The organism is Ruegeria sp. CH11 (genome assembly GCF_056537105.1).
Map to the genome: position 1 here is coordinate 224,714 of NZ_JBQFQX010000003.1, position 26,095 is coordinate 250,808.

The 26,095-nt window shown below is 56.8% G+C and carries 24 protein-coding genes, 1 tRNA gene and 1 riboswitch; of the genes, 15 read left to right on the plus strand and 10 right to left on the minus strand.

What is annotated here, in order from left to right:
* Window positions 1–18 precede the first annotated feature (18 nt).
* On the minus strand, window positions 19–858 hold the full coding sequence (locus ACR0LX_RS06980) for a FecR family protein (RefSeq protein WP_480783093.1): 840 nt from the start codon (window positions 856–858) through the stop codon (window positions 19–21).
* A 631-nt stretch (window positions 859–1,489) separates the two neighbouring features.
* Between ACR0LX_RS06980 and ACR0LX_RS06985 the strand changes: the two genes are divergently transcribed.
* A tRNA-Ser gene (locus tag ACR0LX_RS06985) sits at window positions 1,490–1,579 on the plus strand.
* 106 nt (window positions 1,580–1,685) lie between these two features.
* On the opposite strand, the gene ACR0LX_RS06990 is transcribed toward ACR0LX_RS06985, so the two are convergent.
* Window positions 1,686–2,444, minus strand: a complete 759-nt coding sequence (locus tag ACR0LX_RS06990) for a nuclear transport factor 2 family protein (protein ID WP_480783094.1) — start codon at window positions 2,442–2,444, stop codon at window positions 1,686–1,688.
* Between the two features lie 138 nt (window positions 2,445–2,582).
* Window positions 2,583–2,786, plus strand: a riboswitch (cobalamin riboswitch).
* A gap of 131 nt (window positions 2,787–2,917) precedes the next feature.
* On the opposite strand from ACR0LX_RS06990, the gene ACR0LX_RS06995 reads away from it, so the two are divergent.
* From ACR0LX_RS06995 to ACR0LX_RS07040, 10 genes are all read left to right on the plus strand, one after another.
* Complete coding sequence (locus ACR0LX_RS06995) at window positions 2,918–3,703, plus strand: DUF4198 domain-containing protein (RefSeq protein ID WP_480783095.1); 786 nt, start codon at window positions 2,918–2,920, stop codon at window positions 3,701–3,703.
* Between the two features lie 6 nt (window positions 3,704–3,709).
* Entirely contained in the window at window positions 3,710–4,321 is a 612-nt protein-coding gene (gene cbiM, locus ACR0LX_RS07000) for a cobalt transporter CbiM (protein WP_480783096.1), read from the plus strand.
* Window positions 4,318–4,905, plus strand: coding sequence for a cobalt ABC transporter permease (locus ACR0LX_RS07005; RefSeq protein ID WP_480783097.1), 588 nt, complete (start codon window positions 4,318–4,320; stop codon window positions 4,903–4,905). The genes cbiM and ACR0LX_RS07005 overlap by 4 nt, the downstream gene beginning before the upstream one ends.
* On the plus strand, window positions 4,905–5,687 hold the full coding sequence (gene cbiQ, locus ACR0LX_RS07010; RefSeq protein ID WP_480783098.1) for a cobalt ECF transporter T component CbiQ: 783 nt from the start codon (window positions 4,905–4,907) through the stop codon (window positions 5,685–5,687). The genes ACR0LX_RS07005 and cbiQ overlap by 1 nt, the downstream gene beginning before the upstream one ends.
* Window positions 5,684–6,334 carry an energy-coupling factor ABC transporter ATP-binding protein gene (locus ACR0LX_RS07015; protein ID WP_480783099.1) on the plus strand — a complete coding sequence of 217 codons (651 nt, stop codon included), beginning with the start codon at window positions 5,684–5,686 and terminating at the stop codon, window positions 6,332–6,334. The genes cbiQ and ACR0LX_RS07015 overlap by 4 nt, the downstream gene beginning before the upstream one ends.
* Window positions 6,335–6,448: 114 nt before the next feature.
* Complete coding sequence (locus ACR0LX_RS07020; protein WP_480783100.1) at window positions 6,449–7,588, plus strand: zinc ABC transporter substrate-binding protein; 1,140 nt, start codon at window positions 6,449–6,451, stop codon at window positions 7,586–7,588.
* A gap of 171 nt (window positions 7,589–7,759) precedes the next feature.
* Window positions 7,760–8,896, plus strand: a complete 1,137-nt coding sequence (locus tag ACR0LX_RS07025) for a CobW family GTP-binding protein (protein ID WP_480783101.1) — start codon at window positions 7,760–7,762, stop codon at window positions 8,894–8,896.
* Complete coding sequence (locus tag ACR0LX_RS07030; RefSeq protein WP_480783102.1) at window positions 8,889–10,103, plus strand: GTP-binding protein; 1,215 nt, start codon at window positions 8,889–8,891, stop codon at window positions 10,101–10,103. The genes ACR0LX_RS07025 and ACR0LX_RS07030 overlap by 8 nt, the downstream gene beginning before the upstream one ends.
* Window positions 10,100–10,732, plus strand: a complete 633-nt coding sequence (locus tag ACR0LX_RS07035; protein WP_480783103.1) for a DUF1826 domain-containing protein — start codon at window positions 10,100–10,102, stop codon at window positions 10,730–10,732. The genes ACR0LX_RS07030 and ACR0LX_RS07035 overlap by 4 nt, the downstream gene beginning before the upstream one ends.
* Window positions 10,733–10,819: 87 nt before the next feature.
* On the plus strand, window positions 10,820–12,430 hold the full coding sequence (locus ACR0LX_RS07040; protein ID WP_480783104.1) for an arylsulfatase: 1,611 nt from the start codon (window positions 10,820–10,822) through the stop codon (window positions 12,428–12,430).
* Window positions 12,431–12,477: 47 nt separating this feature from the next.
* Here the strand turns inward: ACR0LX_RS07040 and ACR0LX_RS07045 are convergent, their stop codons facing one another.
* The 6 genes from ACR0LX_RS07045 to ACR0LX_RS07070 form a co-directional block, all read right to left on the minus strand.
* Window positions 12,478–12,876, minus strand: a complete 399-nt coding sequence (locus ACR0LX_RS07045; protein WP_480783105.1) for a RidA family protein — start codon at window positions 12,874–12,876, stop codon at window positions 12,478–12,480.
* Window positions 12,877–13,009: 133 nt separating this feature from the next.
* Window positions 13,010–14,065: a D-TA family PLP-dependent enzyme gene (locus ACR0LX_RS07050; protein WP_480783106.1), complete on the minus strand. Its 1,056-nt coding sequence runs from the start codon at window positions 14,063–14,065 to the stop codon at window positions 13,010–13,012.
* Window positions 14,062–15,528 carry a M81 family metallopeptidase gene (locus ACR0LX_RS07055; RefSeq protein WP_480783107.1) on the minus strand — a complete coding sequence of 489 codons (1,467 nt, stop codon included), beginning with the start codon at window positions 15,526–15,528 and terminating at the stop codon, window positions 14,062–14,064. The genes ACR0LX_RS07050 and ACR0LX_RS07055 overlap by 4 nt, the downstream gene beginning before the upstream one ends.
* 89 nt (window positions 15,529–15,617) lie before the next feature.
* The gene (locus tag ACR0LX_RS07060) at window positions 15,618–16,658 is read right to left on the minus strand and encodes a TRAP transporter substrate-binding protein (protein WP_480574419.1); all 1,041 of its coding nucleotides are present in this window, start codon (window positions 16,656–16,658) and stop codon (window positions 15,618–15,620) included.
* Between the two features lie 35 nt (window positions 16,659–16,693).
* Entirely contained in the window at window positions 16,694–17,977 is a 1,284-nt protein-coding gene (locus ACR0LX_RS07065; RefSeq protein WP_480574416.1) for a TRAP transporter large permease, read from the minus strand.
* A complete protein-coding gene (locus tag ACR0LX_RS07070) occupies window positions 17,974–18,492 on the minus strand; it encodes a TRAP transporter small permease (RefSeq protein ID WP_480783108.1) in 519 nt (172 codons plus the stop codon). Before ACR0LX_RS07070 ends, ACR0LX_RS07065 begins: the two co-directional genes overlap by 4 nt.
* A 174-nt stretch (window positions 18,493–18,666) precedes the next feature.
* Here ACR0LX_RS07070 and ACR0LX_RS07075 point away from each other — a divergent pair, with 174 nt between their 5' ends.
* On the plus strand, window positions 18,667–19,629 hold the full coding sequence (locus tag ACR0LX_RS07075) for a MurR/RpiR family transcriptional regulator (protein WP_480783109.1): 963 nt from the start codon (window positions 18,667–18,669) through the stop codon (window positions 19,627–19,629).
* 272 nt (window positions 19,630–19,901) lie between these two features.
* On the opposite strand, the gene ACR0LX_RS07080 is transcribed toward ACR0LX_RS07075, so the two are convergent.
* Window positions 19,902–21,818: an adenylate/guanylate cyclase domain-containing protein gene (locus ACR0LX_RS07080; RefSeq protein WP_480783110.1), complete on the minus strand. Its 1,917-nt coding sequence runs from the start codon at window positions 21,816–21,818 to the stop codon at window positions 19,902–19,904.
* Between the two features lie 2 nt (window positions 21,819–21,820).
* On the opposite strand from ACR0LX_RS07080, the gene ACR0LX_RS07085 reads away from it, so the two are divergent.
* Both ACR0LX_RS07085 and ACR0LX_RS07090 read left to right on the plus strand, forming a co-directional pair.
* Complete coding sequence (locus ACR0LX_RS07085; RefSeq protein WP_480783111.1) at window positions 21,821–22,030, plus strand: hypothetical protein; 210 nt, start codon at window positions 21,821–21,823, stop codon at window positions 22,028–22,030.
* Window positions 22,031–22,087: 57 nt separating this feature from the next.
* Entirely contained in the window at window positions 22,088–22,792 is a 705-nt protein-coding gene (locus tag ACR0LX_RS07090) for an SDR family NAD(P)-dependent oxidoreductase (protein WP_480783112.1), read from the plus strand.
* Between the two features lie 317 nt (window positions 22,793–23,109).
* Here ACR0LX_RS07090 and ACR0LX_RS07095 read toward each other — a convergent pair whose 3' ends face one another.
* Window positions 23,110–24,705 carry a GMC family oxidoreductase gene (locus tag ACR0LX_RS07095; protein WP_480783113.1) on the minus strand — a complete coding sequence of 532 codons (1,596 nt, stop codon included), beginning with the start codon at window positions 24,703–24,705 and terminating at the stop codon, window positions 23,110–23,112.
* Window positions 24,706–24,814: 109 nt separating this feature from the next.
* On the opposite strand from ACR0LX_RS07095, the gene ACR0LX_RS07100 reads away from it, so the two are divergent.
* A complete protein-coding gene (locus ACR0LX_RS07100; protein WP_480783114.1) occupies window positions 24,815–26,053 on the plus strand; it encodes a TRAP transporter substrate-binding protein in 1,239 nt (412 codons plus the stop codon).
* The last annotated feature ends 42 nt before the right edge of the window (window positions 26,054–26,095 follow it).

The following is a 26,095-nucleotide window of genomic DNA, read 5'->3' on the forward strand; positions in this document are numbered from 1 at the left end:
AGACAGGTTTCATCGCGGCTATCTCGTTTCGGCCTCGGCTGTAATTCCTCCGGCCGTCGCACTGGCGGACGTACCTGACCCACCCGGTCCATCATCTGAGAGGTTCACCGACACGCTGACGCTACCGGCCGTGGAACTGGCACTCGTCGTCGAGCCAGCCCGCGCCTCGGCACGCGTGGCTGGTGGGTCGGATCGTGTCGGAGCCGAACGGCTTGCCGATCTTGCGCCAGCGGATGATCGGGCCGCTTCGGGTTGCTCTGCTTCTTCGCGCTGACGTGGTTCTTGTGTTTCCGCTCGCACCCGTGGGGCCAGCGCCTCGGTCCCCGAGCATCCGCCGATATTCACCCGCAACGGCGGCAGCAACCGCTGCTGTGCTTGCAGGAATGGAAACCCGCTGGACACAGCCTTGTCGTATTGCGCAGCGCTGACCGGCTGGCCGACCCCCCCGGACGGGCCGGTGGCAAACATGCTGCATTGCGAATCCCCACGACGGCAACCGCCTCGCAGGCTGCACATCTGCACCTCGCCTTCGAGAACCAGCATCGCACTCTGGCTGCCGGACGGTACCCAGATATCGAATGTTGTTCCCCGCACCGCCATCGTGGCTGTTGGCGTTTTGATGGAATAGGCCCGCTTTTTGCTGTTGCCGGAAATAAATCGAAAGCTTCCACCCAAAGCCTGCACCGCAAAGCTTTTGGCCTTGCGATTTCCGCGCAGCATCGACACATCCAGCACCATCTTGGCGTTTGGACCGACGGCAATCTTGGTCTGGTCAACAAAGATCAACTGCACCACACCCGACCGGTTCGTGGTAATCATGTCGCCCGATGCCACATCCATTCCCTTGCGCAGGGTCATGGTCTTTCCGGCACGAACCACTTCGGCGCCAGGCTTGACGCTTAGCACCTTCCCGATTGCGGCTGATACTGACGCCGGTAGCGTCACAATGAATAATGCGAATACAAAAACTTTTACCCAGGCCAAAACCAAGTCCCTTCCCCCAAAGGTTCCCGTTGGGGCGACAAACGCCCCACGCCCGATTTTGCACCTCAGAATGCTTACTTTGTTTGGTCATTTATGTTATAAAATCTGAACAAATATGCACTGAAACAGATATGTTTGGCAAGTATTGGGCCCATTCGGGTCGGTACCCGAGGCCTAATGGGGTCATGGATTCACGGCTGACCTGTCGAAATCGTTCCGAGGCTCGCCAGCATCAACGGTGTTTTGATGAACAATTGGTTGAAGCCGGCGGCTCAATCCGCACACGTCATCGCTGATTCAGCACCAGCCCTCATCACAAGTCCACCAGCCGGCGCGGTTTTCTGTTCGAGATGGTCGGCGTTCACCCGGAATGCACCGCCGCGCACAAATGCAATTCCCGGTGTTTCACCGTAATTTCAACAGGTTCTGCAGATTTGCCAGGATACAGCACAACATGGAAATTTCGCCTTGTATTCCCGCTGCTTGCAAGGATATACCCGTCGGCGGAGACGTGGCCGAGTGGTCGAAGGCGCTCCCCTGCTAAGGGAGTAGGCCCGGAAGGGTCTCGAGGGTTCGAATCCCTTCGTCTCCGCCACCCATCACTTTCACACAATATTCCCGAACTTAACCCGGCCCAATCTACCGGGAGTGTTTCTGTTAAAACGGCGTTTGCGATGTGAGGCACATCCCGTTGTCCGCGTTCAGAATTTTCCGTTGTCGTTTTTCCATTCGCTGCGCGGAGCGATGGTTTCGACTGTGTCCCAATGCTCGGCGATCAGATCATCGTGAACGCGGAACAGGTGATAGAAACTGGTATGAACCCCAGCCTTGCTGCCTTCGCACATGCAAAGGACAAAGTTGCCCTCAGCCAAAACACGATGCAATTTGTGGTGCTGGATCAGCCGCGTACCGTCCTGGACCGCGTCCAATGCGGCGCGAAAGGCGTCCGCTCCGTCGCCCAGTTCGGGGCTGTGCTGGATCAGGTCTGCATGCACGAATGTCGCGAGCAGATCAGTCTGACCTCCAACCAGCACCTGTTCGGCAAACCGGCGCACAAGATCCCGGTTCTGCTCGGTCTTGTCTAAATCCGTGGTGTCCGCGCTGCCGTCCAGCATGCCACGGCCTGACGGGTTCGGGCCTTTGAGGGGTTGGATGTTGTCCCAATGTTCGACCGCCTTGCCATCCTCGAACCGAAACACCTCGAACGCGGCGCGCAGGCTGGAAAAGTCGTATTCGTTATGCGCAAAAGCAAAGTCACCATCTTCGAACACCCTCATGAAAGTGACCCGGGGATTCGTTTTGGCCAACCGCGCGAACAGATTGGCCAAGCCCTCGCTACCTTCATGTGTCTGGGGATTGTGCTGAATGTATCTGGCTTCGTTGACAACGGTTGCGGCTTCGGGATCTCCGGTCTCGATGCCTTTCAACAGCTTTTTGAGCAGGTCTTTTTTCGATGCCATGTCATTTCATCCCGTTCTGGAGGCCTTTGCACGCGAGTCAGATTAGCACCAAACTATGCCTGTGTTCGAAAATAACCTGGGTATCATGCTGTCACTAACCGACTGAATTTTGGTTGACGGACGATACCCGAGTCTGGCATCTGCGGTCGCGTGTCCGGTTCCGGGTTTGCCCGGAGAAAAGGGAATGCGGTGCGGGTTTTGTCAGACAAACGCCCAATGCCGCAACTGCCCCCGCAACTGTAAGCGGCGAGCAGGGCTGACATGCCACTGGGGTTTCCCGGGAAGGCCAGCCCAACGCTTTGACCCGCAAGTCAGGAGACCTGCCGGATGTGCACCCTCGGAAGGGGTGTGTCACCGACGCCGGGGTGTGCGTCGGGTCCGTTGCCCCGAATACGGGAGCAGGCTCGGACCGTCCCGGTGTCAAACAAGAATGCGTGCCGGGGTTGGCACGTCGGGACAAGGAAGAAGACCCCATGAAAAAGCTGCTCTGCACGGCTGCGGTTGCGCTGACTATTCCAGCGATCGCGCAAGCACATTTTCTGCTGGAATACACCACGGACACCATGATTGATGCGCCGGGCGATGTGCCGGTCAAGCTGATCTTCTGGCACCCGTTTGAAAACGGCCGCGTCATGGATCTGGAAAAGCCTCAGGAATTCTATGTGATCCACAATGGCGAAAAGACGGATCTGCTAGAGACGCTGGAGCCTGTGCGCTTCACCAGCCCTGAAAACGAAGGTGCGGCTTTCAAGGGGTCGGTGCCGGTCAAGCGGTCGGGCGACTATGTCATGGTCACGGTGCCTCAGCCTTATTATGAGGAATCCGAGGACATCTATATCCAGCAGATCACCAAGGCGTTCCTGAACCGCAATCAGCTGCCGACCGATTGGATGAACCCCGCCGGTCTGCCGACCGAGATCATCCCGCTGAACAAGCCCTACAACATCGTCGCGGGCTCGACCTTTACCGGTCAGGTTCTGGCCGACGGTCAACCGGTCGCCGGGGCCGAGATCGAGATCGAGTACATGGCAGCAGAGCCGAAAATGGACAGCGCCGCGTCCTCGGATCCGACCGTATCGCCAATGCCCGGCGGCGCCGTTGTCGCGATTTCGGACGCCAATGGCTATTTCTCCTTCGGGGTTCCAAAAGCCGGATACTGGGGATTTGCAGCACTTGGTTCGGGCCCCGCGACCGAGCATGAGGGCAAAGAACTGAGCCAGGATGCGGTGATCTGGATCCGCGCCTGGGATCTGGAGTAACCCCGGATGCACATCGTCGACGGTGCCCTGTCCAACCCGGTTGTGATCGGCGGTGCGGTCGCCGCCGCAGGTGGGATCGCCATCGGGCTGCGGTCGCTTGATCTGGATCGTATCCCCACAGCCGGGGTGCTTTCGGCCAGCTTTTTCGTGGCTTCACTGATTCACGTGCCGATCGGGCCGTCGTCAGTGCATCTGATCCTCAACGGTCTGGCCGGGCTTTTGCTCGGCTGGGCCGCATTTCCGGCCCTGTTCGTGGGCCTGTTGCTGCAGGCGGTGTTCTTTGGCTTTGGCGGGTTGACCGTATTGGGCATCAACACGCTCAACATCGCTTTGCCGGCGGTATTGGCCGGAATGCTGTTCCGGCCACTGATCGGGCGCGGCACGCCTGTGGCCGGTGCAATTTGGGGTGGAGTTGGCGGCGCGTTTGCCATTGCCGCCACGACGATCATGGTTGGCATATCGCTGGCGTTGTCGGGGGATGCATTCCTGCCTGCGGCGAAACTCGTGTTCTTTGCCCATATCCCAGTGATGGTAATCGAGGCGGTGCTGACCGGATTTGCTGTCCTGCTGGCGCGCAAGGTCAAACCCGAGCTATTCGTCACAAGGACAATCGCATGATACGGTTTGCGCTGATCTTTGCCATTTGTTGTGCGCCTTTGCCCGCTTTCGCACATAAGGTGATCGCCGGGGTTTTTGCCTCGGGTGACGCCATCGAAGGAGAGATTGGCTTTTCCAACGGTGACATGGCAACCGATACCGAGGTGATCGTGACTGGTCCGGATGGGTCGGAGCTGGGCCGCACAGTGACCGATGCGGATGGGTTTTTCCTGTTCACGCCGACTACCGCCATAGCGCACACGTTCTATGCCGATCTTGGCGCAGGCCATGTGGCCGAAGTTGTCATGTCGGCGCAGGACGTGGCCGGGATCATGGGCGTTGCAGTCGGCAAGGAAAGCCTCTCCGAGAATAAAGCGGTGTCTGCCGAAGCGATAGCTGGCAATGGGTCGGTGGCATCGCTGACCGACGAAGAACGGCGGCTCATCGCAGAGGCCGTGCGAGACGAAATCCGCCCGCTGCGGCGTGAGATCGCCGCCTATCGCGAACACAACGATTTGCAATCCATACTTGGCGGGATCGGGTACATCTTCGGCCTGTTCGGGGTTGGCTTCTATATAGCCGCCCGGCGAAAGCGGTCTTCCTGATGGCACACGTACTGGGGTCACAGGACAAGGCATTGGCCGGGGCTGTCGGCCCTGAACGGCAGGGAATGATTAGCCCGCTCGATCCTCGCATGCGTATCGTCATGGCCTGTCTGTTTGCGATTGTTGTCGTCGCGTTGTCTTCGCTGGTGGCGCTGACCGCAGCGTTGATGATCGCGCTGTCGCTGCTTGCGGTATCCCGCCTGCCATGGCGCTCGACGTTGAAGCGTATGGCGATGATGGACGGGTTCATCATATTCATGCTGGTGCTGTTGCCGTTTTCCGTGCCCGGCGATCCGATCTTTTCGCTTTGGGGCTTTACCGCCAGTTGGCAGGGCTTTTGGCAGGCCGTCGAAATTGCCCTTACCGCAAATGCGGTGATCCTGGCGCTGATGGTGCTGGTCGGCACGATGGAACCGGTCACGTTGGGCCATGCGCTGCATCGTTTGCGCTGCCCCGAGACGCTGGTGCATCTGCTGATGTTCACGATCCGCTATATCGATGTGCTGCACGAAGAATACCAACGTCTGCGGGCCGCAATGAAAGTGCGTGGCTTTCGGCCCGGTACGAACTGGCACACTTATCGCAGCTTTGGCTATCTGGTCGGAATGATGCTTGTACGGGCCATCGAGCGGTCCGAACGCATTCTTGGCGCGATGAAGTGTCGGGGTTTTTCGGGTCAGATGCTGCTGCTCCAAGACTATTCGCTAACCCGTCGGGACATTGCCTTCGGCCTCGGGCTCGGCGCGCTGTGTCTTGCATTGATCATTGTAGATTTCTCATGACGCTCATCGCGCTGGACAGCATCTGCTTTGCCTATCCCGGACAGGACCCCGTTCTGAATGGGGCCTGCCTGACACTAGACGCCGGTCAGCGACTGTCGCTCACGGGTCCGAACGGGTCCGGCAAATCCACGCTGTTGCGCATTGCGCTCGGGCTACAGCGCCCGTCTTCGGGCACCGTTTCCGTGTTTGGCACCCCCCGCCGCGTAGAGGCGGATTTCCACGAGGTGCGCCGCCATGTCGGCCTTGTGTTTCAGGATCCCGACGATCAATTGTTTTGCCCCACCGTGGCCGAAGACATCGCCTTTGGGCCGCTGAACCTGGGCAAGACAAAGGACGAGGCGATCGCCATCGTGGATCAGGTTCTAAGCGATCTGGATTTGATGCATCTCAGGGACCGGACAACGCACAAGCTGTCGGGTGGGGAAAAGCGCCTGATCACGCTGGCAACGGTTCTTGCGATGAACCCTCAAGCGCTGTTGTTGGATGAGCCGACCAACGCTTTGGACACCAAGAACGAGGCGCGTCTACTTGAAATCCTGCAATCCCTGCCACAGGCGATCCTGCTGGTCAGCCATGCGCCCGCGTTCCGCCAGGCGCTGGCCCCGGACAGGTTGGACTTGCAGGATGGCAAGCTTGTTTCGATGTAACTGCGCCGCCGGTTACACCCCCCGATCGATGCCGATGCCAATCGCTGTCGCTTGTCATGGAAAACCTTATCAGGTAAGGCAACTGTAACGTTATAAGATCACAAGGTGGTTCTCATGTCCAAGAAGCTTGTATCCCTTTCAGTCTCTGCCGCGTTACTGGGTGGCACCGCATTGGCGGATGCACCAAACGTTGCGGTGGACATTGCTCCGGTTCATTCGCTGGTCGCTCGGGTGATGGGTGATGTTGGCGAACCGCATCTCATCGTGCAGCCCGGGGCGTCACCGCATGGATACACCATGCGTCCCTCAAATGCGGATGCGTTGCAAAATGCCGATGTCGTGTTTTGGGTCGGAGAAGACCTGACGCCATGGCTTGAAGGAGCGATCGAAACGTTGGGAAAAAACGCATCGGTCACAGCGCTGCTTGAAGCAGATGGAACCACATTGCTCGACTTCCGGGAAAGTGCGTTGTTCGAAGCCCACGACCACGGGGACGATGACCACGACGATCATGGTGATGAGAATCATGACGATCACGACGACCATGGGGATGACGATCACGCGGATCATGATGACCACGGTGATGAAGATCATGCGGACCACGACGACCACGATCACGATGAACATGGCGACGAAGACCACGCGGATCATGATGATGAAAAGCATGCAGATCACGACGATCACGGACATGATGACCACGATGATCCTGATGACCACGCCGGGCACGATGATCATAACCATGGCGACCATGATCCACATGCGTGGCTTTCACCGGCGAATGCAGGCACTTGGTTGAATGTGATCGCCTCTCAGCTTTCCGCAGCGGATCCCGACAATGCAGGTGCCTACTTTGCAAACGCTGCGGCAGCGCGCGAGGAATTGGAAGCTCTGTCCGGAGAGATCAAGGCGACACTGGATCCGGTGCGCGGAGGGAACTTCATCGTGTTCCACGATGCATACCAGTATTTTGAGAACGACTTCGACTTTCCGGCAGCCGGAGCGATTTCCCTAAGTGATGCGACAGCCCCCAGCCCTGCGCGGATTGCCGAGATCCAGGGACGCATTCACGAGGAAGGCGTAAACTGTGTTCTGGCTGAGCCTCAGTTCAATCCAGGCCTTGTGGCAACTGTTCTCGAAGGCACCGAGGCGACTACGGGCGTGATCGATCCCCTGGGCGCCGAGCTTGAACCGGGGGCGGACCTCTATCCGCAATTGATCCGCAACATGGCGAATACGCTGGCAGAATGCCTGTAAACCAAACATTGGACACACCGGCCGCCCAACGCGAAGCGACCGGTGTGTATCGTCGCGGGTACTCCGTCGGACATTTGTTGCGCTGATCATTTCTGACCCCGCCTGAACCGATCTGGACAGCCCAGTCAATTTACCTTATTTATGTAATGTTATTACATTATAAGGCTTGCAATGTTCATGTCTCATGCCTCGAATTCCCAGCCGGACCCTTCTGAGGACCCGCGCATCCCGGTGACGCTGCTTACCGGGTTCCTGGGCGCTGGGAAGACAACGCTGCTCAATCAGGTGCTTTCCGATCCCTCGTCGGGGCCGGTCGCCGTCATCGTGAACGAGTTTGGCGAGGCCGGGCTGGACCATGATCTGATCGAGTCAGTGGATGGTGACGTCATGCTGATGTCTTCGGGCTGCCTGTGCTGCTCGATCAGGGGCGACTTGTCGGACACCTTCGTCAAATTGCTTGCACGCCGCGACGAAGGGCTGCTGACGTTTGACCGCGTGGTGATCGAAACCACCGGATTGGCCGATCCCGGGCCGATCCTACAGACACTGCTGGTGGATCCGTACCTGGCCCGCAACACACGCATGGATGGTATCGTTACGGTTGTTGATGCCGTGAACGGACCTGCCACTTTGGATGCCCAGTTTGAAGCGGTATCGCAGGTCGCGATGGCCGATCTGATCTTGCTGAGCAAGACAGACCTTGTTCCGCGCGCCGCGACGCAGACCATTGCCCACCGGTTGCGCGGGCTGAATCCGACCGCTTACATCATTGGCAAGCTGGGTTCCGATTTTGCCGCAAACCGGATGTGGAACCTGACGGGCATGCGGGATAATGCCGAGCAACAGGATGCCCTATCGTGGACAACGCCCAAACCAACTGATGACCCTTTCAGCAATCTGTCAGGGATACTGCCGGGCAAAGCCGCAAACCCCGTAACAACCTCTGAGTTTCGCTGTCACGACACCGACATAACGTCGATTTCGATCGTGCTGGAAGACGCATTGGGTGATGCAGTGTTCGACAAGTGGTTTGACACACTGATTGCCTACAAAGGCCGCGATATTCTGCGCGTAAAAGGTATTCTGTTTCTCGAAGGGATCGATACGCCTTTTGCCTTTCACGGCGTGCAGCACATATTCGACCCGCCCGTTCCGCTGAAGAACTGGACCGGCGAAGACAGGCGCACCCGTATCGTATTGATCGGCCGCAATCTGGACCGGTCGGAAATACAGAGCAGCCTTGATCTGCTGCGAGAAACACACCCCACCAACACCCAAAATTCTACGGAGTTGCAAGGCAATGACTGATACCCGACTTCCCGTTACCGTCCTTTCCGGATTTCTCGGCGCTGGCAAAACCACATTGCTCAACCGCGTCCTGAACAACCGCGAGGGGCGCCGCGTGGCCGTCATCGTCAACGACATGTCCGAAGTCAACATCGACGCGGACCTTGTGCGCGCCGATACCGAACTGTCGCGCACGGACGAAACTCTGGTCGAGATGTCGAACGGGTGTATCTGCTGTACTCTACGTGATGACCTGCTGCAGGAGGTTCGTCGCCTGGCCGAGGATGGCCGATTTGACTATCTGCTGATCGAGTCCACCGGCATTTCCGAACCGCTACCCGTTGCTGCCACCTTCGATTTCCGCGACGATTTGGGGGAAAGCCTGTCAGATGTGTCGCGGCTGGATACCATGGTGACCGTTGTTGATGCGGTGAACTTGCTGCAGGACTATTCCAGCCACGACTTCCTCAGGGACCGGGGCGAAACACTGGGCGAAGAAGACGACCGCACGCTGGTTAACCTGCTGGTGGAACAGATCGAATTTGCGGATGTCGTGATCCTCAACAAAGTCGCAGATGCAGGGCCCGAACGAACCGACGCCGCCCGCAAGATCATCCGCAGCCTGAACGCGGATGCCCGCATCATCGAGACCAATCATTCTGACGTCGCCGTTGAAGCAATCCTCGATACAGGTTTGTTTGATTTCGAAAAGGCACATGAGCATCCGATGTGGGCCAAGGAACTCTATGGTTTTGCCGATCACGTACCTGAGACCGACGAATACGGCGTCACCAGTTTTGTTTATCGCGCGCGACAGCCATTTGAGCCTGAAAAAATTCTGAAAGTGCTGAACGGAGATCTGCCCGGTGTCATCCGCGCAAAGGGACATTTCTGGCTGGCCACGCGACCGAACTGGGTGGCGGAATTTTCGATGGCAGGCGCGCTGTCTTCGGTCAAGCCGCTGGGTACATGGTGGGCCTCGGTTCCCAAGGATCGCTGGCCGGATCATGAAAGCGCACGGGCCTATATGCAGGCCCATTGGGCCGAGCCCTGGGGCGACCGCCGCCAAGAAATCGTCTTCATCGGCTCGGGTATCGACTGGCCGGAACTGAAAGAACGTCTGGATACGTGTCTGGTGCCTGAACACGTTGCAGCGGGCCCGGACGTGTTGCCGCTGGACCTTCCCGACCCGTTCCCAGGCTGGCGGCGCGAGGGGGAAGCGGCATGACCTTGATGCACACCGAGATCGAGAAGGCTACAATCGGTGTTGAGATTGCGAAAAAGCCCGGCGAATTAGCGGCAATCCGCAACCCGGGCTGCGCCGCCACGATCTGGCGCAGACAACCGCCAAACGGATTTCAGAACTGGATCGATGCGTTGCGCCCCGATCAGCTACCGGCAACCCGCACGGTCTTGCGTGCGGGTGCGATTGGAGAAACCGTTCGACATTTGTGCAATGCCGCCAGGATGGACGACTGCCCCGAGCGGACCTGGCTGCTAGGCGACATTGCCGGATTGTCGATGCGATTTTCCGAGATCATGCGCGCGCCTTACCTGCAGTTGCGCCTTGGCGTCGTCAACACAAATGCCTGCCGCAAGTTCCACATCGATGCGATCATGGCCCGGCTGATCTGCACCTATCGGGGAACAGGCACGCAATACGGAAACGCGACAGATGGCACCGAGCCGCATGATGTGTTCACCGTGGCAACAGGATCTCCGATGGCAATGCGCGGAACGCTCTGGCCCGAGACACCGACCGCCGGGTTTTTGCATCGCTCGCCACCCATCGAAGGGTCGGGAGAGACACGCCTAGTTCTTGTTCTGGACCCGGTGTTCGACCTTGAAGACGCCTGACCACCAAGTCAGGGTGGCGTCGCTAAAAGACAAGAACGCAGCAGATTGTGAGCTACGCTGATCAACAAAAGCGATGGAGTCACATGAATGCGGACAGGGTTGAGACCGAACGTTATTTTGATCCTAGCCGATGATCTGGGCTTTGCAGATTTGGGCGCAACCGGATCAGAAATCCAAACGCCGAACATCGATGCTCTTGCGCGAGGCGGTGTTCTGCTTTCAGCAATGTATAACTGCGCCCGGTGCTGTCCGACGCGGGCATCTTTGTTGACCGGGTTGTACCCGCACAACGCAGGCGTCGGTCACATGGGGGCGCATCTGGGTACCGCTGCCTATCAGGGCTTCTTGCGCAACGATAGCGCCACCATCGCCGAGCACCTTAGGGCAAACGGCTATCGAACCCTGATGTCCGGTAAATGGCATGTTGCAGGGGACTTCATGGCCCGCGAGGTTGACAGTTGGCGCGTTGGTGACGTTGAACATCCAACACCGCGGCAGCGCGGGTTTGATCGCTTTTACGGTATTGTCGACGGCGTCACCCACTTCTTTTCACCGCATTACATGCTCGAAGATGACAGCCGCGTCATGACGTTTCCGAACGACTTCTACTTCACGGATGCCATCACCGACAAAGCCATTGGAATGATCGAGGAAACCCCCGACGATCAGCCCTTTTTCCTGTATCTTGCGCATACGGCGCCGCATTGGCCGCTGCATGCCCACCCCGAGGACATTGCGCGCTATGACGGCGTATACGCATCGGGCTGGGATGCGATCCGAACGGCGCGGCATGAAACAATGAACGCAATGAATTTGTTCCAGACAAACTGGGATATCTCTCCTCGCGATACCGGTGTTCGTCCATGGCAGGCAGAGAAGAACACAGATTGGGAAGCGCGCAAGATGGCGACCTACGCTGCCATGGTGGACCGGATGGATCAATCTATCGGCAGGCTCCTATCTGAGCTGAAGCGCATGGGGCATTTCGAAAACACGCTGATCATGTTTCTGTCCGACAATGGCGGATGCGCTGAATTCATGGCCGAGGACGGCTGGGCAAAGTTCTTTCCCGATACCACGAATGATGGCCGTCACATCAAAATGGGAAACCGCCCGGACGTGATGCCGGGCGATGCGCTAACCTATCAGAGCTACGACAAACCCTGGGCAAATGTGTCGAATGCACCGTTTCGGTTGTTCAAACACTACGTCCACGAGGGTGGCATTTCGACCCCGCTCATCGCGCATTGGCCCAATGGATTTGCACCCGGCGCCAATGCTCATGCGGCTTGCCACGTTGTCGATATTCTGCCGACGATCCTGGAGGCAACGGAAAGCCAGTATCAGAGCGAGGTTGGTGGCCACGAAATCCAGCCCATGCAAGGACAGTCATTGATGGAATTGTTTCGCGGCAAGGTTTGGTCGCGTGAGGAACCGATCTTTTTCGAGCATGAGGGCAACGCGGCCATCCGGCTTGGCAAGTTCAAACTGGTCAGGCAGCACGGGCAAGATTGGGAGCTCTATGACATCGAAGCGGATCGTACCGAGCTGAGAAATTTGAGAGGACGAAACTCTGATCTGGAGGCTGACCTGATCGGCCAATACGACAATTGGGCTGCAAAAACAGGTGTCATGGACTGGGACATAGCTCTGCCCCGATTACTTGAAGCGTGGAAGATTGAATCCGCAGAGGGATAGCTGGCGAAGAACGCCAGCACATTACTTCCAGTTCCAGCACGCGGGACTTAGCTGAGCGGTTTGTATACGACCGCGTCGATCTCGACCTTAGCATCAACCATGATTTGCGACCTGACTGTCGAGCGCGCCGGGCCACCATTGGGAAAATAACTCGCGTAGACCCGATTGAACGTCCAGAAATCGCGGGGGTCGTCCAACCAGACACCGACTTTGGCGATATCATCCAAGGTGCAATCCGCCAGTGCCAAAGCGGCAATCAGGTTTTCCATCGTTTTTCGCGTTTGCGCCTCGATGCCGCCCGCTTCTATCTCTCCGTTTTCTTTCATTGCCACCTGTCCGGAAATGAATACAAAATCACCAGCTCTTACAGCAGGCGCAAAGGGAAGCGGCTGGCCCCCTGCTCCCGTCCTGTCATCGCCTAAGCGAACGATCTTTTTCTCAGTCATTGACCTGATTTCCTTCTGTTAGATTCTCGTGATGAGCCGGGTTTGCGGGGGCCAATCCAATCCTTTGAAGTTAGCCAGATTGGGCCTGTTTGATATCTGTCGCCCGCTGTTGTTATGAGGGATGTTTGGCCCGCTATTGAACCTTACCCCGTGCAGCGACGGGAACTGGTCCAAGCGAACGATCCCCGCGAATGGTTTCGATCTGGTCCACCATATTGCTTACGACACACACGTGGTTGGGAATGATGCGGATGCGCTCTCCGACCTCCAGATCGATGGTGTCAGCCATCAGCACACCATGTTCCTCGGACAAGCCCTGAACCAGAATGTCCGGACGCCCTATCACGTGCCCGTGGCCTTCCAGCCCCAGCAGGTCCGAGGTCAGAACCTTTGATCCGGCGTCAATAACAGCGCGATTTTCTGCCGGTACCGAAATCACTGTGGCAAGCACACTTAGCGCGCAGTCCTCCCAGGTGCAGACGCCCCGCGCCTGCAAGGATCGGTCGTTGTAGATGTAGGTGCCGATCCGATACTCTGTGGCAATCGGAACGTCCTGGGCCTGCCACATACCAGGTGAACCGCCATGGGACACGACGCGCACCGGAAGCCCGGCCTCTTCGATCTCGCGTTTGGCGCGTGCGAGCCAGTCCTGAACCGCCGCCTCTTGGCCCACAGGCGGATATGTCATGAGACCAAGGAAAGTGACACCCGGTTTGCCGTCGATGTAGCAAGCGAGATCTCGCGCCTGCTCGGGCGTTGTTACGCCACACCGCGCCGCACCGGTATCACATTCGACCAGTACGCCCAGCGGATTTGGCGCGTCGGCAAAGCACCTCGACAACCCGTCAACAGTTTCGGTGTTGTCTGCGACGACAGACAGGTTCACCTGTTCCGAGAGAGCGCGCAACCGCGCCAACTTGGCGTCGCCGAGGATGTTGAAAGTGATCAGCACGTCATCGATGCCGCCCTCGGCAATCATTGCCTCGGCCTCGCTCACTTTCTGGCAGGTTATGCCAATAGCGCCGGCCGCCAACTGTCGCTGCGCCAGTATAGGGAGCTTGTGGGTTTTGATGTGCGGCCTGACGGCCAGCCCGTGCTTTGCACAATGCTCTTGAAAACGGTCGATATTCGCTTCGGCAATGTCCAGATCGACCAGGACAGCTGGCGTGTCGATATCAGGAAAGATCATTCCACAACCTCCTCGTGAGGGTTTTTGACTATGGGCCAAATCGGACGTGTCAGGTTCTTGTAAAGAGTTTTGGTCGGGTCGTTCGGATAAGGACCTTCGACGGCCGCATAGACGATCTCGGCAGCGACGTCGGCGAAGGCACCATGGAAATGGTTTGTCGACTTGACGACCAGGATTCTTTTTTCACTGATATCGATGCCAAGATTTGTGAACAGGTCCGGCGAGAAGGCCTGACTTCGATTTGTGTTCAGAACGACCTCGATCCCGCCCAGACGAATGACCGAGCAATCTCCCAACGGTACGACCGACGCCCCAAAACTCTGAACCGCGTTGCGTTGGTTGCGGACAACCGTAACCGTGGCGTCAATAGGGTTTCCAGCAAGAGCCGAAGTTTTGCCCCCAAATCGCAGGTCGAACTCCGCACCCTCTCCGGCTGCGTGGCACAGGCGAACCGCCATCGGATCCCAAATCGTGCCGAATGCCACTGATTTGAGATTTTGTGCGATGGCTTCCTCAAGGATTAGCGTTGAATCCCCTGCGACGCCGCCTCCGGGATTATCCCAGACATCAGCCACGACCACAGGCCCATGCGCGACGTTCTGCGCTTTCCTCAAGGCCTCGACAGGGGACAGATAGTCCGGTTTTGTTTGCCCCCGGAAGGAAAACAGTTCGGCCCCAAGCCGTTGGGCAATGCGATCCGCCTTGTTCTTGTCATTGTCGGTCAGCACGACAATCTTGGCGCCAAGATCTGGGGAATCTCCGGCCATAAACCCATGAATGACCGACACCGAAAGGACTTCGCCATCTGCCTCCATCTGCTTTAAGCGATCGACAAACCCGCGCATCGGTTCATGGCTTGTTGGCAAAACATCCAACATGCGCACGTCAAAAACAGAGGTAACCGGGCGGATTTCCCGGTTGATGGTGCGCAGGGTGAGATCGACACAGGCCTCTCCGGCGTCGACAAAATCTGTGTGCGGGAATTCCTTGAACACGGTAATCACATCGGCATTGGCCACGCGTCTTTGACTAAGGTGACTGTGCGGATCAAAGCTTGCCCCGATAACCGTACCAGGCCCGACAATCGCGCGAATAGCTTCGATCAGTTCCCCTTCGCAATCCACGCAGCCTTCAGCAATCATCGCGCCGTGCAGACCCAGAACAACACCGTCCAAAGGTAGCGCAGCGGATACCTGATCCAGAACCTCGTGCTTCAGGCGTACCCAAGTTTCGCGGTTTAGCAATCCGCCGGGTTCGGCCCAGGTGGCAGTTCCTTCGATCAGTTCCAACTCATCTGATTGTGCTCTTTTCCTTAGTGCCGGAAACACGGCGCTGCACAGCGTCGGGGTTGCTGGGTGTTCGCCGGGAGGGGCGTAAAAGCTCTGCTCAAAATCGGAAAAATCCGTGCGCAGGGGGGAAAACGTATTTGTTTCGGTCGCAAGGGACGCACAGAAGACCCGCATGTTCCATCCATTTCGGTGTTTGGGTCGGAGGCCAATCAATTGGTCTCCGACAAGATGTGCTGCCGGTTGGTTCCGGCAGTCAGGGAGGATCAGTCGAGGTAGGACGCGTTGTTGGCGTTCTCAACGGCGGCTTTGAAGCTTGACAGCAACTCGGCCGACTTCGCGTCAAGGTTTTCCTGAACATGCGCTTCAAACGCCGGCTGCGTTGCGGCTGCCATTGCGCTGCGTTGCTCGTCAGTCAGCGCGGTAACTTCAATCTGATCCATCAGACCAGCAAGCCCGCGATCCGACGCCTCGATGATCCGGGACAAACCGCGGCTGGCGGTTACGCAGTTTTCGGCGGCGGTGCGGATCGTGGCCTGTTCGGCCTCAGACAGGCTTTCAAAGAAAGCGCGGTTGATCATGAAGGTGTAGGGCGAGAACAGGTGGTTGGTCAGCGTCAGATACTGCTGGACCTCGGCAAAATTGGCGAAAGAGATGATCGGGACCGGGTTCATTTGCCCATCGATCACGCCGGTCTGAAGGCCGGAATACACTTCACCCCATGACAGGGGATAAGCTTCGGCACCCAGCGCCTGCACGATCTTCTGATGCGAAGGCAATGTCATCGTGCGGATGCGGATGCCGTCAAAGTCCTTCAAGTCCGCAATAGGTCGCTGAGAGTTGGTGACCGCAAAGAAACCGCCGGTATCCGGGAAGCCCAGAACCACTACGTCGCCCAGTTCCGCCTCGATATCGGCGGCCAATGCCTCGCCGAACTCGCCATCAAAGACTTCATAGGTCGAGGCGTTACCGTTAAATGCAAATGGCAGGTTAAGCACATCGATGCGCGGGTAGTAGCTGGCGAGGGCACCGGTTGATGTCAGGGTCGCTTGGATAATACCGTCCCGCATCTGCTGAACATGCTCGGCGGCTGAACCCAATTGGTTCGATCCGAACACTTCCACCGTGACGCTGCCGTTGGTCCCGGAGTTCACCAGATTGGAGAACACTGCGGTGCATGCATGCGCCGGGTTTTCGAACGGATCGGTCTTGTTGTCATGGCCAAACTTGATGACACCACCTTCGGCCAGAGCGTTGGTTGCAAGCATCGTCGCGGTAAGTGCCGCACCTGTCAGAATTTTTTTCATGTTACGTCTCCTGTTGGTTGGTTTTCATGGGGAACTTACTGAGCAAAGCCCAACATCCTGGGCAGCCAAAGGGCGGCATCCTCCCAGAAGGCGAAGGCAAAGAGGATTGCGATTTCGGCAATCAGAAACGGGAACAATTTGATGGAAATCCGCTCCAGCTTTTCGCCGGTCACGGAAGACAGAACAAACAGGCATGCGCCCACCGGCGGGGTCATCAGCGAGATATTCAGCGCGAGCACAAAGATGATCCCGGCGTGAATGGGTTCCAGCCCGACTTGCTGCGTCAGCGGAACCAGCACCGGAGCGAGGATGATCAGAATGGCGGTGATATCCATCACCATACCGACGATCAGAAGCAATCCGATGATGATCGCGATGACGGCATAGCGGTTATCTGACAAACCAAGAACGGTTTCCGCGATCAATTGCGGAATGCGTTCAAAGCTCATCCACCAACCAAGGATTCCGGCGAAGGCAATAATTACAAAGATCACACCCGTGATACGTGCGGTACGGACAAGCATGGCGTAGAAGCCTTTGAACGTCAGCGACCGATAGACAAAAATCCCGATGAACATGGCATAGGCGACAGCGATGGACGCCGCCTCGGTCGGGGTGACAATGCCACCCAGAATGCCGCCCAGAATGATCACGGGCATCGCCAGCGCTGTCAGCGAAGAAACAAACGTGTCCCAGACCTCGCGAGGGGTGGCACCGCGCAAAGCTTTCGGCAGGTTCTCACGCTTGCCGCCGATGGCGATGACCGCCATGCAGACGACACAGATCACAAGGCCCGGCAAAACGCCCGCCGCGAACAGACCAGCAATGGAAACTCCCATCAGCGACCCATAGACAACCATGAGCCCTGATGGCGGGATGGTCGGGCCGATGATGGATCCTGCTGCCGTGACCGCGCAGGCATAGTCGCGCTTGTAACCCTCTTTAACCATCGCAGGCACAAGTGTTCGACCAAAGGCCGCAGCATCCGCTGTTGCAGAGCCTGTCAGCCCAGCGAAGAACACCGAGGCCAACATATTGGTATGGGCCAACCCACCCCGGAACCGTCCAACCAGAACCTGAGCCAGTTTCACAAGGCGACTGGTGATCCCGATGTCATTCATGATCTCACCGGCCAGAATGAAAAACGGCATGGCCAAAAAGGGAAAGATATTGAGGCCGTTGAATATCTTGCTTGGACCTATCGCCAGGAACTGCGTTCCGCCCATGTCAATCAGACCAACCACGCCGGCAAGGCCGATGGCAAACCCAATTGGCATCCCGAACAGGATAAGGGCGACAAATACGATTGCGACGATCACAGCGTGTCCTCCGCCTCAGTGGCAAAGGGTGGTTCGTCAATATGCGACCCCAAGTCTCGGAACAGGACGAGGACCAGTTGCACGGATGACAAGGCCGCCGCGGCGGGAATGGCTGCGTAAAACGGTGCAAGGCTTGCCCCAAAGATCATCGCTTGGCGGGGCGCTCCGCTTTCGGCGAAGCTGATGCCGAAGTAGGCAACATACAGAAACAAAGCCAACGCCAAAACATCCATTACGATCAGCAGAGCGCGGCGCAAACCAACGGGAAGGATCATGACGAAAGCTGTCAGTCCGATGTGATCCCTGCGTGCGATCCCGGATGAAACCGCGAGCAACGCCGCCCAGATCATCAGGTAGCGGGCCAGAACCTCGGGCCATGGGAGCTGCCAGTGAAAGTAATACCGGTCGATGACGCCAAGCCAGACATCCAGCACAAGCGAAAGCATCAATGCGGCGACGATGCCTTCGACGACTGTGTTTATCCTTGAGCTGGCGCTGGCGAACCACTCCGACATTCGCATTCCTCCCCAGGATCCGAATCTGTAACTTGGTTACATATAGAGCGACATCCGGCGTTAAATCAACAAAAAATGTAACTTAGTTTCTTTAAGCGTTCGATTTCGGCGGTTGTGGGAACGCCTATTCGCGAGTTTCTTGCCTGCCACCACCATATTGTGTAACTAAGTTTCATGCATGACCAAAAGAAAATGACCGCTTTACCGGCCCGATCTCATCCTGAAACAGAAGAGAACGCGCCGCCGCATAAAGGCCGTGTCGGGGCGGTGGATTTAATTCCAGCCCTGCACGACTCGCAGACCAAATTGGCGGTTCAGGAACAAAAAGTGGCCGATTACGTGAAGGACCATCTCACCGAAATCAGCTCTATGACCATCGGGGACCTCGCGCAGCGCTGCTCGGTCAGCAAACCGACCGTCGTTCGCTTTTGCCGGAGCCTCGGTTGTGAGGGGTTTCGCGACTTCAAACTTCGTCTGGCACAGAACGTCGCTGTAAGCGCTCAGTATCTATACAGAAGCACAGGGAATGAAAGTTCTGACGCCGATACGGCGATTGACCATGTCCTTGGCGCCTTATTCGCAACATTGGATGTTATGCGCGGCCAGATCGATACGAAAAAGCTTGAAGAAGCTCGGGACGCCTGCCTGGACCGACGGCAAATACTGTTCTCGGGAATAGGCGGGGGTTCTTCGCTTGTTGCACAGGAAGCGTCCAATCGCTTTTTCCGCCTCGGAATTCCGTCGTTCTTCGTGAATGACAGCTATGTCCTTCAAATGCGCGCCGCAGCCCTGGGTCCCGACGACGTTCTCTTCCTTGTTTCGGCAAGCGGGGAAGCCGATGCAATCGTTGGTGCCGCCGAAGTCGCAAATGGCTATGGCGCAACCACAATCAGCATCACAAAACCCAATACAAGGCTGTCAGACCTATCCAAGATTGCCCTTCTTACAGAGTTGCCTGAAGACAGTGACATCTACAAACCCACAGCCTCGCGATATGCACACCTCGCCATCGTCGACGCATTGGCCATGACCGTGGCGCAGGAAATGACTGACGAAACAAAAGAAAACCTGCGACGCATTCGAGCGTCGTTGACGGCGTATCACGGAAGAACCGGTCCGCAGCCCTTGGGCGACTAACCCGCGAATGAGACTGCGCGTTTCGATAAGTGCGCTGCTGATTAACGAAAGCTGAAAATGCCCGACAATCTCGGGTAAATTTGAGCGGTTTCGCTATTGTTCGCACTAGTTAACGAGTTGCAGCGAACCGGGCTTGCTCGACTTTGCATTTCAGATTCCTTGGCGTGAATCCAATCTGCCACCGGAAAAACTCCGACAGAGAACTGCTTATTTTTTGAGCCAAAAGTTATCCATGTTGGCGAGTACAATCTGCATCCGCGTTAGACAAAGTTTTAGCCAAGATCATTCATATCTAGTGCTCGGTACTTTCCTTCCGGAAAGCCTGCTTTCCGGAAAGCCTCAACGTAGGGTGCTATCAAAGCGTCCGGACGCTGGTAACGGCGATAAACCCACACAATGTCGGCGATTTTCACGCCGGGCCGCGCAGCTTCTAGCCGATTGCGGGCACGCTCAAGTTCATCAGCGCGTCCAAGTTTGGTGAGCGCAGCGATTTCGGGGAGCATCGACCACCAATAATCCAGCAGAACGCCCTTTTGCGCTTCGGCAAGCGCAAGTTCGTACTCACCGTTGTGAAAGTGGTGTTCCGAGAGCGCTTGGTGCCAGTCCTTGATGGTCGATCCTGGGTCGAGGTCGATAGCCCGCCTCAGGAGCGCCGCACCCAGATCAAATCGCCCGGTCCAGATCAGCCAGTAACCGATTTCCGCCGCCACACTGCGATCACCACCGACCGCGAGAGCGTCTTCAGCCTCGGCATAAAAACCGTCGCGATCACCGTTCATGAGCAGAAGAATACCCAAGATAAGTCGGACACGTGCTGAGTTTGGGTTCAGTTCCTTGGCTTGGTTGGCGGCAGCCAATGCCCGGTTGAGTTTTTCTTCATAGGTGCCGGAGTAGCGATTCCCGAAAAAGCTTAGGTCTACGCGCAGTGCCTCGGCCAGCTGCGCCCAGGCGCGCCAGTAGTCTGGCTCTTCTTTGACGACCCTTTCTATGCAGCCGTGGACCCGTTTCTGCACATCTGGTCTATCGTACAGATCGTCGTAAAACATGGTGCATTCATACGACGACAGTCGTTCCGGCGGTTTCGCCCGTGCCCGCCGTTCGTCTGTTCGCCTGATGGCACCGCGCGTGTCGCCAATCGCAGCTGCAACGCGCTCGGTGATCCGAGATTGCACATCGAAGAGATTGGCGGTCGTAAGTTGTTCATCGAATGCATCCGACCAAACCTGCGTTCTGCTATCGGTATCAATCAGGCGCGCCGTTACGCGCAGACGATCGCCCGCTTGCCGTACCGTGCCTTCAAGCACGAAATCGGCGCCCAAGGATTCGCCGATACTGCGCACATCCTGGTGCTGCCCGCGGTAGGAGAAGGTGGTGTGTCGCGACAACACGTTGAGATCGCGGTATCGCCCGAGCTCAATAATCACATCCTCGCTGATGCCGTCGGACAAGTACTCCTTGGATGGGTCACCACTCAGATTCTCAAAAGCCAAAACCGCAATCGTTGGTCCCGTAGGTCGAGCCAGAGCCGTCGCTTCGGCAAAGGGAACGGAATCATTGGCACCCCAGCGATGGATGCCTTGCCAGACCACAAATGTCGCAACGATCAGAAGCGCTGCACCGATTGCCGCCTGAACGCCGCGGCTCCAATTCCAGCTCCGGCGGCTGATTGCTCGGCTCTGAGGGTTCACATGATAAATTCGCACCGGCTCAGAAATGTTCTTCAAGCGGGTTTCACCCAAGTATTCGAAACCAACGTTTGCCTTACCGGCAGCTTGAGTTGCAACGACTTCAGACACGCAAACGCTGCCCGGCTCTGCCAACTCCTCAAGCCGTGCCGCGACATTGACACCGTCACCATAAAGGTCATCGCCGTCGATCATTACGTCGCCAAGGTTTATGCCTATCCTCAGCTCAAGACGCTCTTCAGGAGGCAGGTCATCGTTTCGCTTCACCAGCTTCGCTTGGATATCAGTCGCGCAATTCACTGCATCTACGACCGATGCGAATTCCACGAGTGTTCCGTCACCCATTAGTTTGACGATACGGCCATGATGTTTCTCGACTTGCGGATCGAACAACTCCGAACGAAGTGCTTTGAGAGCGTTCAATACACCGATCTCGTCTGCGCCCATCAAGCGTGAGTAGCCAACCACATCGGTGGCCATGATCGCGGCAAGTCGACGTTCCATTGATGAAGCTTACGCCAGAAAGGTTCGTCATTCCAAGAAACGCCGAATTTCAACCCGGCATGCTTGCCCGCTCGGTGGACGCTCTGGTCACAATCCAAAAGCCGCTGACGATTGAAACACTGGACCTGAACGAATGCTTCAGCCCAAACCCGGCATTCAAACAAGACTTTGCAATTCCGGCCTTGCGCACTTTGCTGCCCCTAACTGAATGAACCAAAAAGTTATGTGTTACGATTGCATAGAGACGAAAGCTGTAAGGAGAAGAAGTCATGGAAGGCAAGGTTTGCGTCATCATCGGTTTTGGCCCTGGCTTAGGTGCCGCATATGCTGAGACTTTCAAGCAGGCCGGTTACTCTCTCGCACTGCTGAGTCGTTCGGGTGCCACACTCGGTGACGAGGGTTCAACTGATACGTCAGTTCGATCCTACAGATGCGACGCCGGAGATCCAGACAACTTGAAGAACACGCTTAACGCAGTCCAAAGCGATCTTGGCGAAATTGATGTCGTTATCTACAATGCAGACCTCGCACAATTTGGAACGCTTGAAGACGTTTCGGAGCTCCAGTTCGAGCAGAGTTGGCGCGTCGGGGCTTTAGGTCTTTTTACCACCGCAAAACTCCTAGGGCCTCGGATGGCCGAACGTGGTTCCGGGGTGATCATTGTATCGGGTGCAACCGCTGCGCTGCGTGGAAACGTTTGGACGACTGTTTTTGCACCTTCAAAGTCTGCCCAACGTACGCTGGCAAATGCGCTGGCCAAGCAACTCGGTCCAAGGGGCGTGCATGTGGCATATCTCGTTATCGACGGTGTGATCGACACCGAGGACACACGGACGAACTTTGCTACAGATGAACCCGACGACTTCTTTATCAAGCCAGAGCGGATTGCGGAGACAGCTCTGATGTTGGCGCGACAAGACAAGTCTGCCTGGACATTCGAACTCGACATTCGACCCTTCGCAGAAAAGTGGTAGCTCATCGACAGCTCAAAGCGGTCATTTTAGATATTCGGGTTGGCGGGAAGCAGACTTTAGCGGCGATTGCGTTGGTTTTGTGCCCAAAAAATTGAAGCGAATACTAAGGATCGCTGCAGGTAGATTGGGGCAAGTAAATTTCTGAGAGGCTCGAGCTTATTGTACCAATTTTTGATCACCTTGAGGACACGCTTCAGGCCAGGCGACAGCAAACATTGCGATCAAAGCCCTCAACAGAATAGTGTGCGCTTGGATTCCCCCAGTGGTTCAAAGGTTTCAGGATCCCTAGATGGCTTTCAGGAACAAACGCAGGCGCGTCAGCCGTCCGCCAATATCAAGTCGCTGGCCTTTTCGCCGATCATGATCGCTGGTGCATTGGTGTTGCCGCTGACGATTTCCGGCATGATCGAGCAATCGGCGACCCGCAGGTTCGCGATGCCGTGAACCTTCAGTTTTGCATCAACAACCGACGCCTCTGATTGCCCCATCGCGCAGGTGCCGGTGGGATGATAGATCGAAGCGGTGTTCGATCTGGCCCAATCCAGAGTGCCCTCGTAGTCATCGCTACTCAAATCAGCGGTTGGTCGAAACTCTTCAGATATCTTCGAGGCCAGCGGGTTCTGTTTGGCAATCTTGCGCGCGATGTTCACGCCATCGACGATGGTTCGACAATCTGTTTCGGTGGACAGGTAGTTCGGGACGATCTTGACGTGCTTGGAAGGATCTGGGCCATTCAGGCGAAGCTCGCCCCGGCTTTCCGGGCGAAGTTGACAGACCGACATTGTAAAGGCGGAAAACGGATGTACGCCTTCGCCAGGGCTGTCGGCAGACCAGGGCTGGACATGGAATTGAATATCAGGTGTCTCGACATCAGGGCGGGTTTTCATGAAGCCTGTGGCAAGGCTTGCTGCCATGGTCATCGGGCCTGCGCGGAACAGCGCGTATTTCAACGCGATGCGCGCCTGATTGAACAGGCTGCGGACTTCGTCATTCAGCGTAGGTTCATTGCATTTGAACACCAACCGCGCCTGTAGATGATCCTGAAGTCCCTTTCCGACACCCGAAAGGGCGTGCAACGGCTCTATTCCGTTTTCCTTGAGGTGATCCGGGTCTCCGATGCCTGACAGCATAAGAATCTGGGGTGAGTTGATCGCACCACCTGACAGGATGATCTCGCGCCGTACCTTCAGGGTCTGCTCGACCCCCGATTTGTCGCGGTACACCAGCCCCGTTGCTTTCTTCCCATCCAAAACTACGCGCGTTACCAGAGCTTTGGTGATGATGTTCAGGTTCTTGCGATCGCGAATTGGCTTGAGATAGGCCACCGCCGCGCTGCATCGGCGACCGTTGCGGGTGGTCAGTTGGAAATAGCCGACGCCCTCTTGTTCGGCCCCGTTGTAATCGGGATTGAAAGGATAGCCTTCCGCTTGTGCGGCTGCGACCCAGGCATCGCAGATAGGGCGCTGAATGCGCATGTTGGACACCGACAATGGCCCGCCAACACCGTGGTATTCATCCGCGCCTCGTTCCTGATCTTCGCAGCGTTTGAAAAGGGGCAGGACATCTTCCCAGCCCCAGCCTTCGTTGCCCATTTGCCGCCAGCGGTCGTAATCTTCTTTTTGGCCGCGAACATAAAGCAACCCGTTCAGAGAAGATGAGCCGCCCAGCACTTTGCCGCGTGGCCAGTCGATGGACCGGCCATTCAGGCCGGGATCGGGTTCGGTCCGATAGCACCAATCGACCGATGGGTTATGCATCGTTTTGAAATAACCGACGGGGATGTGAATCCACGGGTTCGTGTCGCGACCGCCGGCCTCAAGAAGGGCGACCGATGTGTTGGGATCAGCACTTAGCCGATTCGCAATGACACAGCCCGAAGATCCCGCGCCAACAACCGCATAATCCACCTCCATGATCGCCTCCTTCCAACGTCGATGAAAAAAACTCTATGCAAGATGCAAGAATTATACTAGCCTTTTTTGATACAAAACGTCTCAATAATTGCGATCAGGGAGGTAAGCAATGGAGATCGGACGGAAACTAAGTGGTATTTCACGGCGGGATTTTTTCCGTGTGGCCGGGCGTTATGGCATGAGCTCGACGCTGCTGGCGGCTGGCGGCTTTGGCGGCGCGATGAGCCTGGCGAATCTGGCGCAGGCAGCCGAATCAACCTACGAAAAGCGCTTTTCGAAAGAGCCGAAGCACACACTGAAATTTGGTGCTTCGGGGTTTAATACACGCAATCTGCTGATCGAGCGCGCGGGCGCGATCGAGTTTGCGCGGGACCTGGAAGAGCGTACAGACGGTGAGATTCGGATCGAATTCATTGGCGACAACCAGATCTGCGGTCAGCTGAGCTGTGTCGAGAAGACTCAGCAGGGAATCGTCGACATCTATGCGGCCTCGACCCAGAACTCGGCCGGTGGCGCGCCCTATCTGAACGTTCTGGATTACGCCTATGTGTTCCCAAGCCGCGCGGCGCAGTATCACTTCTTCTATAGTCCTGCGAGCCAGCGCATCCTACGCGAACCGCTGGAAAAACGGCACGGACTGAAATTCCTGTTTACGCATTGCGAACTGCGCGGTCTGCAAATGGGCGCGAACTTTGCCGATAAGCCGACAGTCACCAAGCTGGAAGAGCTGTTTGGCACCAAGAACCGTGTGACCGGTACGCAGCTTGGCCGAATCGCCATGCAGCTGCTGAACCTGAATCCTGTTCCGGTGGCATGGGAAGAAACACTTGATGCTCTGAAGACCGGTCTGATCGATGGTGCCGAAACATGGGCCTCGGCTGTGGCTTACGCCAACATGTCGCCGGTGGTATCGCAGTCGGTGAACCTGAAGTTCTTCTGCGGGACCGAGCATACCTCGATGTCGGCCAAGGTATTCGACAGTCTGGGCGGTGAGTTGCAGGATGCCGTGATGGAGTCCTCATACTTCACTCAGGCACTGATTCAGGGCGCAAACGAAGCGGCACTGCTGAACACCGTTGGCTTCTCGGACCCGCAACTGCCGAACACGATCTTCGCCGAAAATGGCGTGCGACCGGCATTCCTTGCCGATGATCAGATCAAACTGGCCGAAGAGATGTGTGCGCCGAACTATAACCCCGAGCCTTGGGCGCAGTGGCGTGAGCGTCTGAACAAATGGGCAGGCGGCATCGACACCTATCAGGAGATCTACGACATCGCACGTGAGATCCCCGCAGACACAATCGCGGAAAACGTCGAGCCGCGCCGTTGGTGGAGAGGCGAAGCCTAACCTAAACTCAATACGAACCGGCCCGTGTGGGCCGGTTCCACC

Coding starts and splice junctions, on each gene's coding strand:
- ACR0LX_RS06980 (WP_480783093.1), bottom strand. CDS start 858: ATGACCCTGCGCAAGGGAATGGATGTGGCATCGGGCGACATGATTACC.
- ACR0LX_RS06990 (WP_480783094.1), bottom strand. CDS start 2,444: ATGGCATCGAAAAAAGACCTGCTCAAAAAGCTGTTGAAAGGCATCGAG.
- ACR0LX_RS06995 (WP_480783095.1), top strand. CDS start 2,918: ATGAAAAAGCTGCTCTGCACGGCTGCGGTTGCGCTGACTATTCCAGCG.
- cbiM (WP_480783096.1), top strand. CDS start 3,710: ATGCACATCGTCGACGGTGCCCTGTCCAACCCGGTTGTGATCGGCGGT.
- ACR0LX_RS07005 (WP_480783097.1), top strand. CDS start 4,318: ATGATACGGTTTGCGCTGATCTTTGCCATTTGTTGTGCGCCTTTGCCC.
- cbiQ (WP_480783098.1), top strand. CDS start 4,905: ATGGCACACGTACTGGGGTCACAGGACAAGGCATTGGCCGGGGCTGTC.
- ACR0LX_RS07015 (WP_480783099.1), top strand. CDS start 5,684: ATGACGCTCATCGCGCTGGACAGCATCTGCTTTGCCTATCCCGGACAG.
- ACR0LX_RS07020 (WP_480783100.1), top strand. CDS start 6,449: ATGTCCAAGAAGCTTGTATCCCTTTCAGTCTCTGCCGCGTTACTGGGT.
- ACR0LX_RS07025 (WP_480783101.1), top strand. CDS start 7,760: ATGTTCATGTCTCATGCCTCGAATTCCCAGCCGGACCCTTCTGAGGAC.
- ACR0LX_RS07030 (WP_480783102.1), top strand. CDS start 8,889: ATGACTGATACCCGACTTCCCGTTACCGTCCTTTCCGGATTTCTCGGC.
- ACR0LX_RS07035 (WP_480783103.1), top strand. CDS start 10,100: ATGACCTTGATGCACACCGAGATCGAGAAGGCTACAATCGGTGTTGAG.
- ACR0LX_RS07040 (WP_480783104.1), top strand. CDS start 10,820: ATGCGGACAGGGTTGAGACCGAACGTTATTTTGATCCTAGCCGATGAT.
- ACR0LX_RS07045 (WP_480783105.1), bottom strand. CDS start 12,876: ATGACTGAGAAAAAGATCGTTCGCTTAGGCGATGACAGGACGGGAGCA.
- ACR0LX_RS07050 (WP_480783106.1), bottom strand. CDS start 14,065: ATGATCTTTCCTGATATCGACACGCCAGCTGTCCTGGTCGATCTGGAC.
- ACR0LX_RS07055 (WP_480783107.1), bottom strand. CDS start 15,528: ATGCGGGTCTTCTGTGCGTCCCTTGCGACCGAAACAAATACGTTTTCC.
- ACR0LX_RS07060 (WP_480574419.1), bottom strand. CDS start 16,658: ATGAAAAAAATTCTGACAGGTGCGGCACTTACCGCGACGATGCTTGCA.
- ACR0LX_RS07070 (WP_480783108.1), bottom strand. CDS start 18,492: ATGTCGGAGTGGTTCGCCAGCGCCAGCTCAAGGATAAACACAGTCGTC.
- ACR0LX_RS07075 (WP_480783109.1), top strand. CDS start 18,667: ATGCATGACCAAAAGAAAATGACCGCTTTACCGGCCCGATCTCATCCT.
- ACR0LX_RS07080 (WP_480783110.1), bottom strand. CDS start 21,818: ATGGAACGTCGACTTGCCGCGATCATGGCCACCGATGTGGTTGGCTAC.
- ACR0LX_RS07085 (WP_480783111.1), top strand. CDS start 21,821: ATGAAGCTTACGCCAGAAAGGTTCGTCATTCCAAGAAACGCCGAATTT.
- ACR0LX_RS07090 (WP_480783112.1), top strand. CDS start 22,088: ATGGAAGGCAAGGTTTGCGTCATCATCGGTTTTGGCCCTGGCTTAGGT.
- ACR0LX_RS07095 (WP_480783113.1), bottom strand. CDS start 24,705: ATGGAGGTGGATTATGCGGTTGTTGGCGCGGGATCTTCGGGCTGTGTC.
- ACR0LX_RS07100 (WP_480783114.1), top strand. CDS start 24,815: ATGGAGATCGGACGGAAACTAAGTGGTATTTCACGGCGGGATTTTTTC.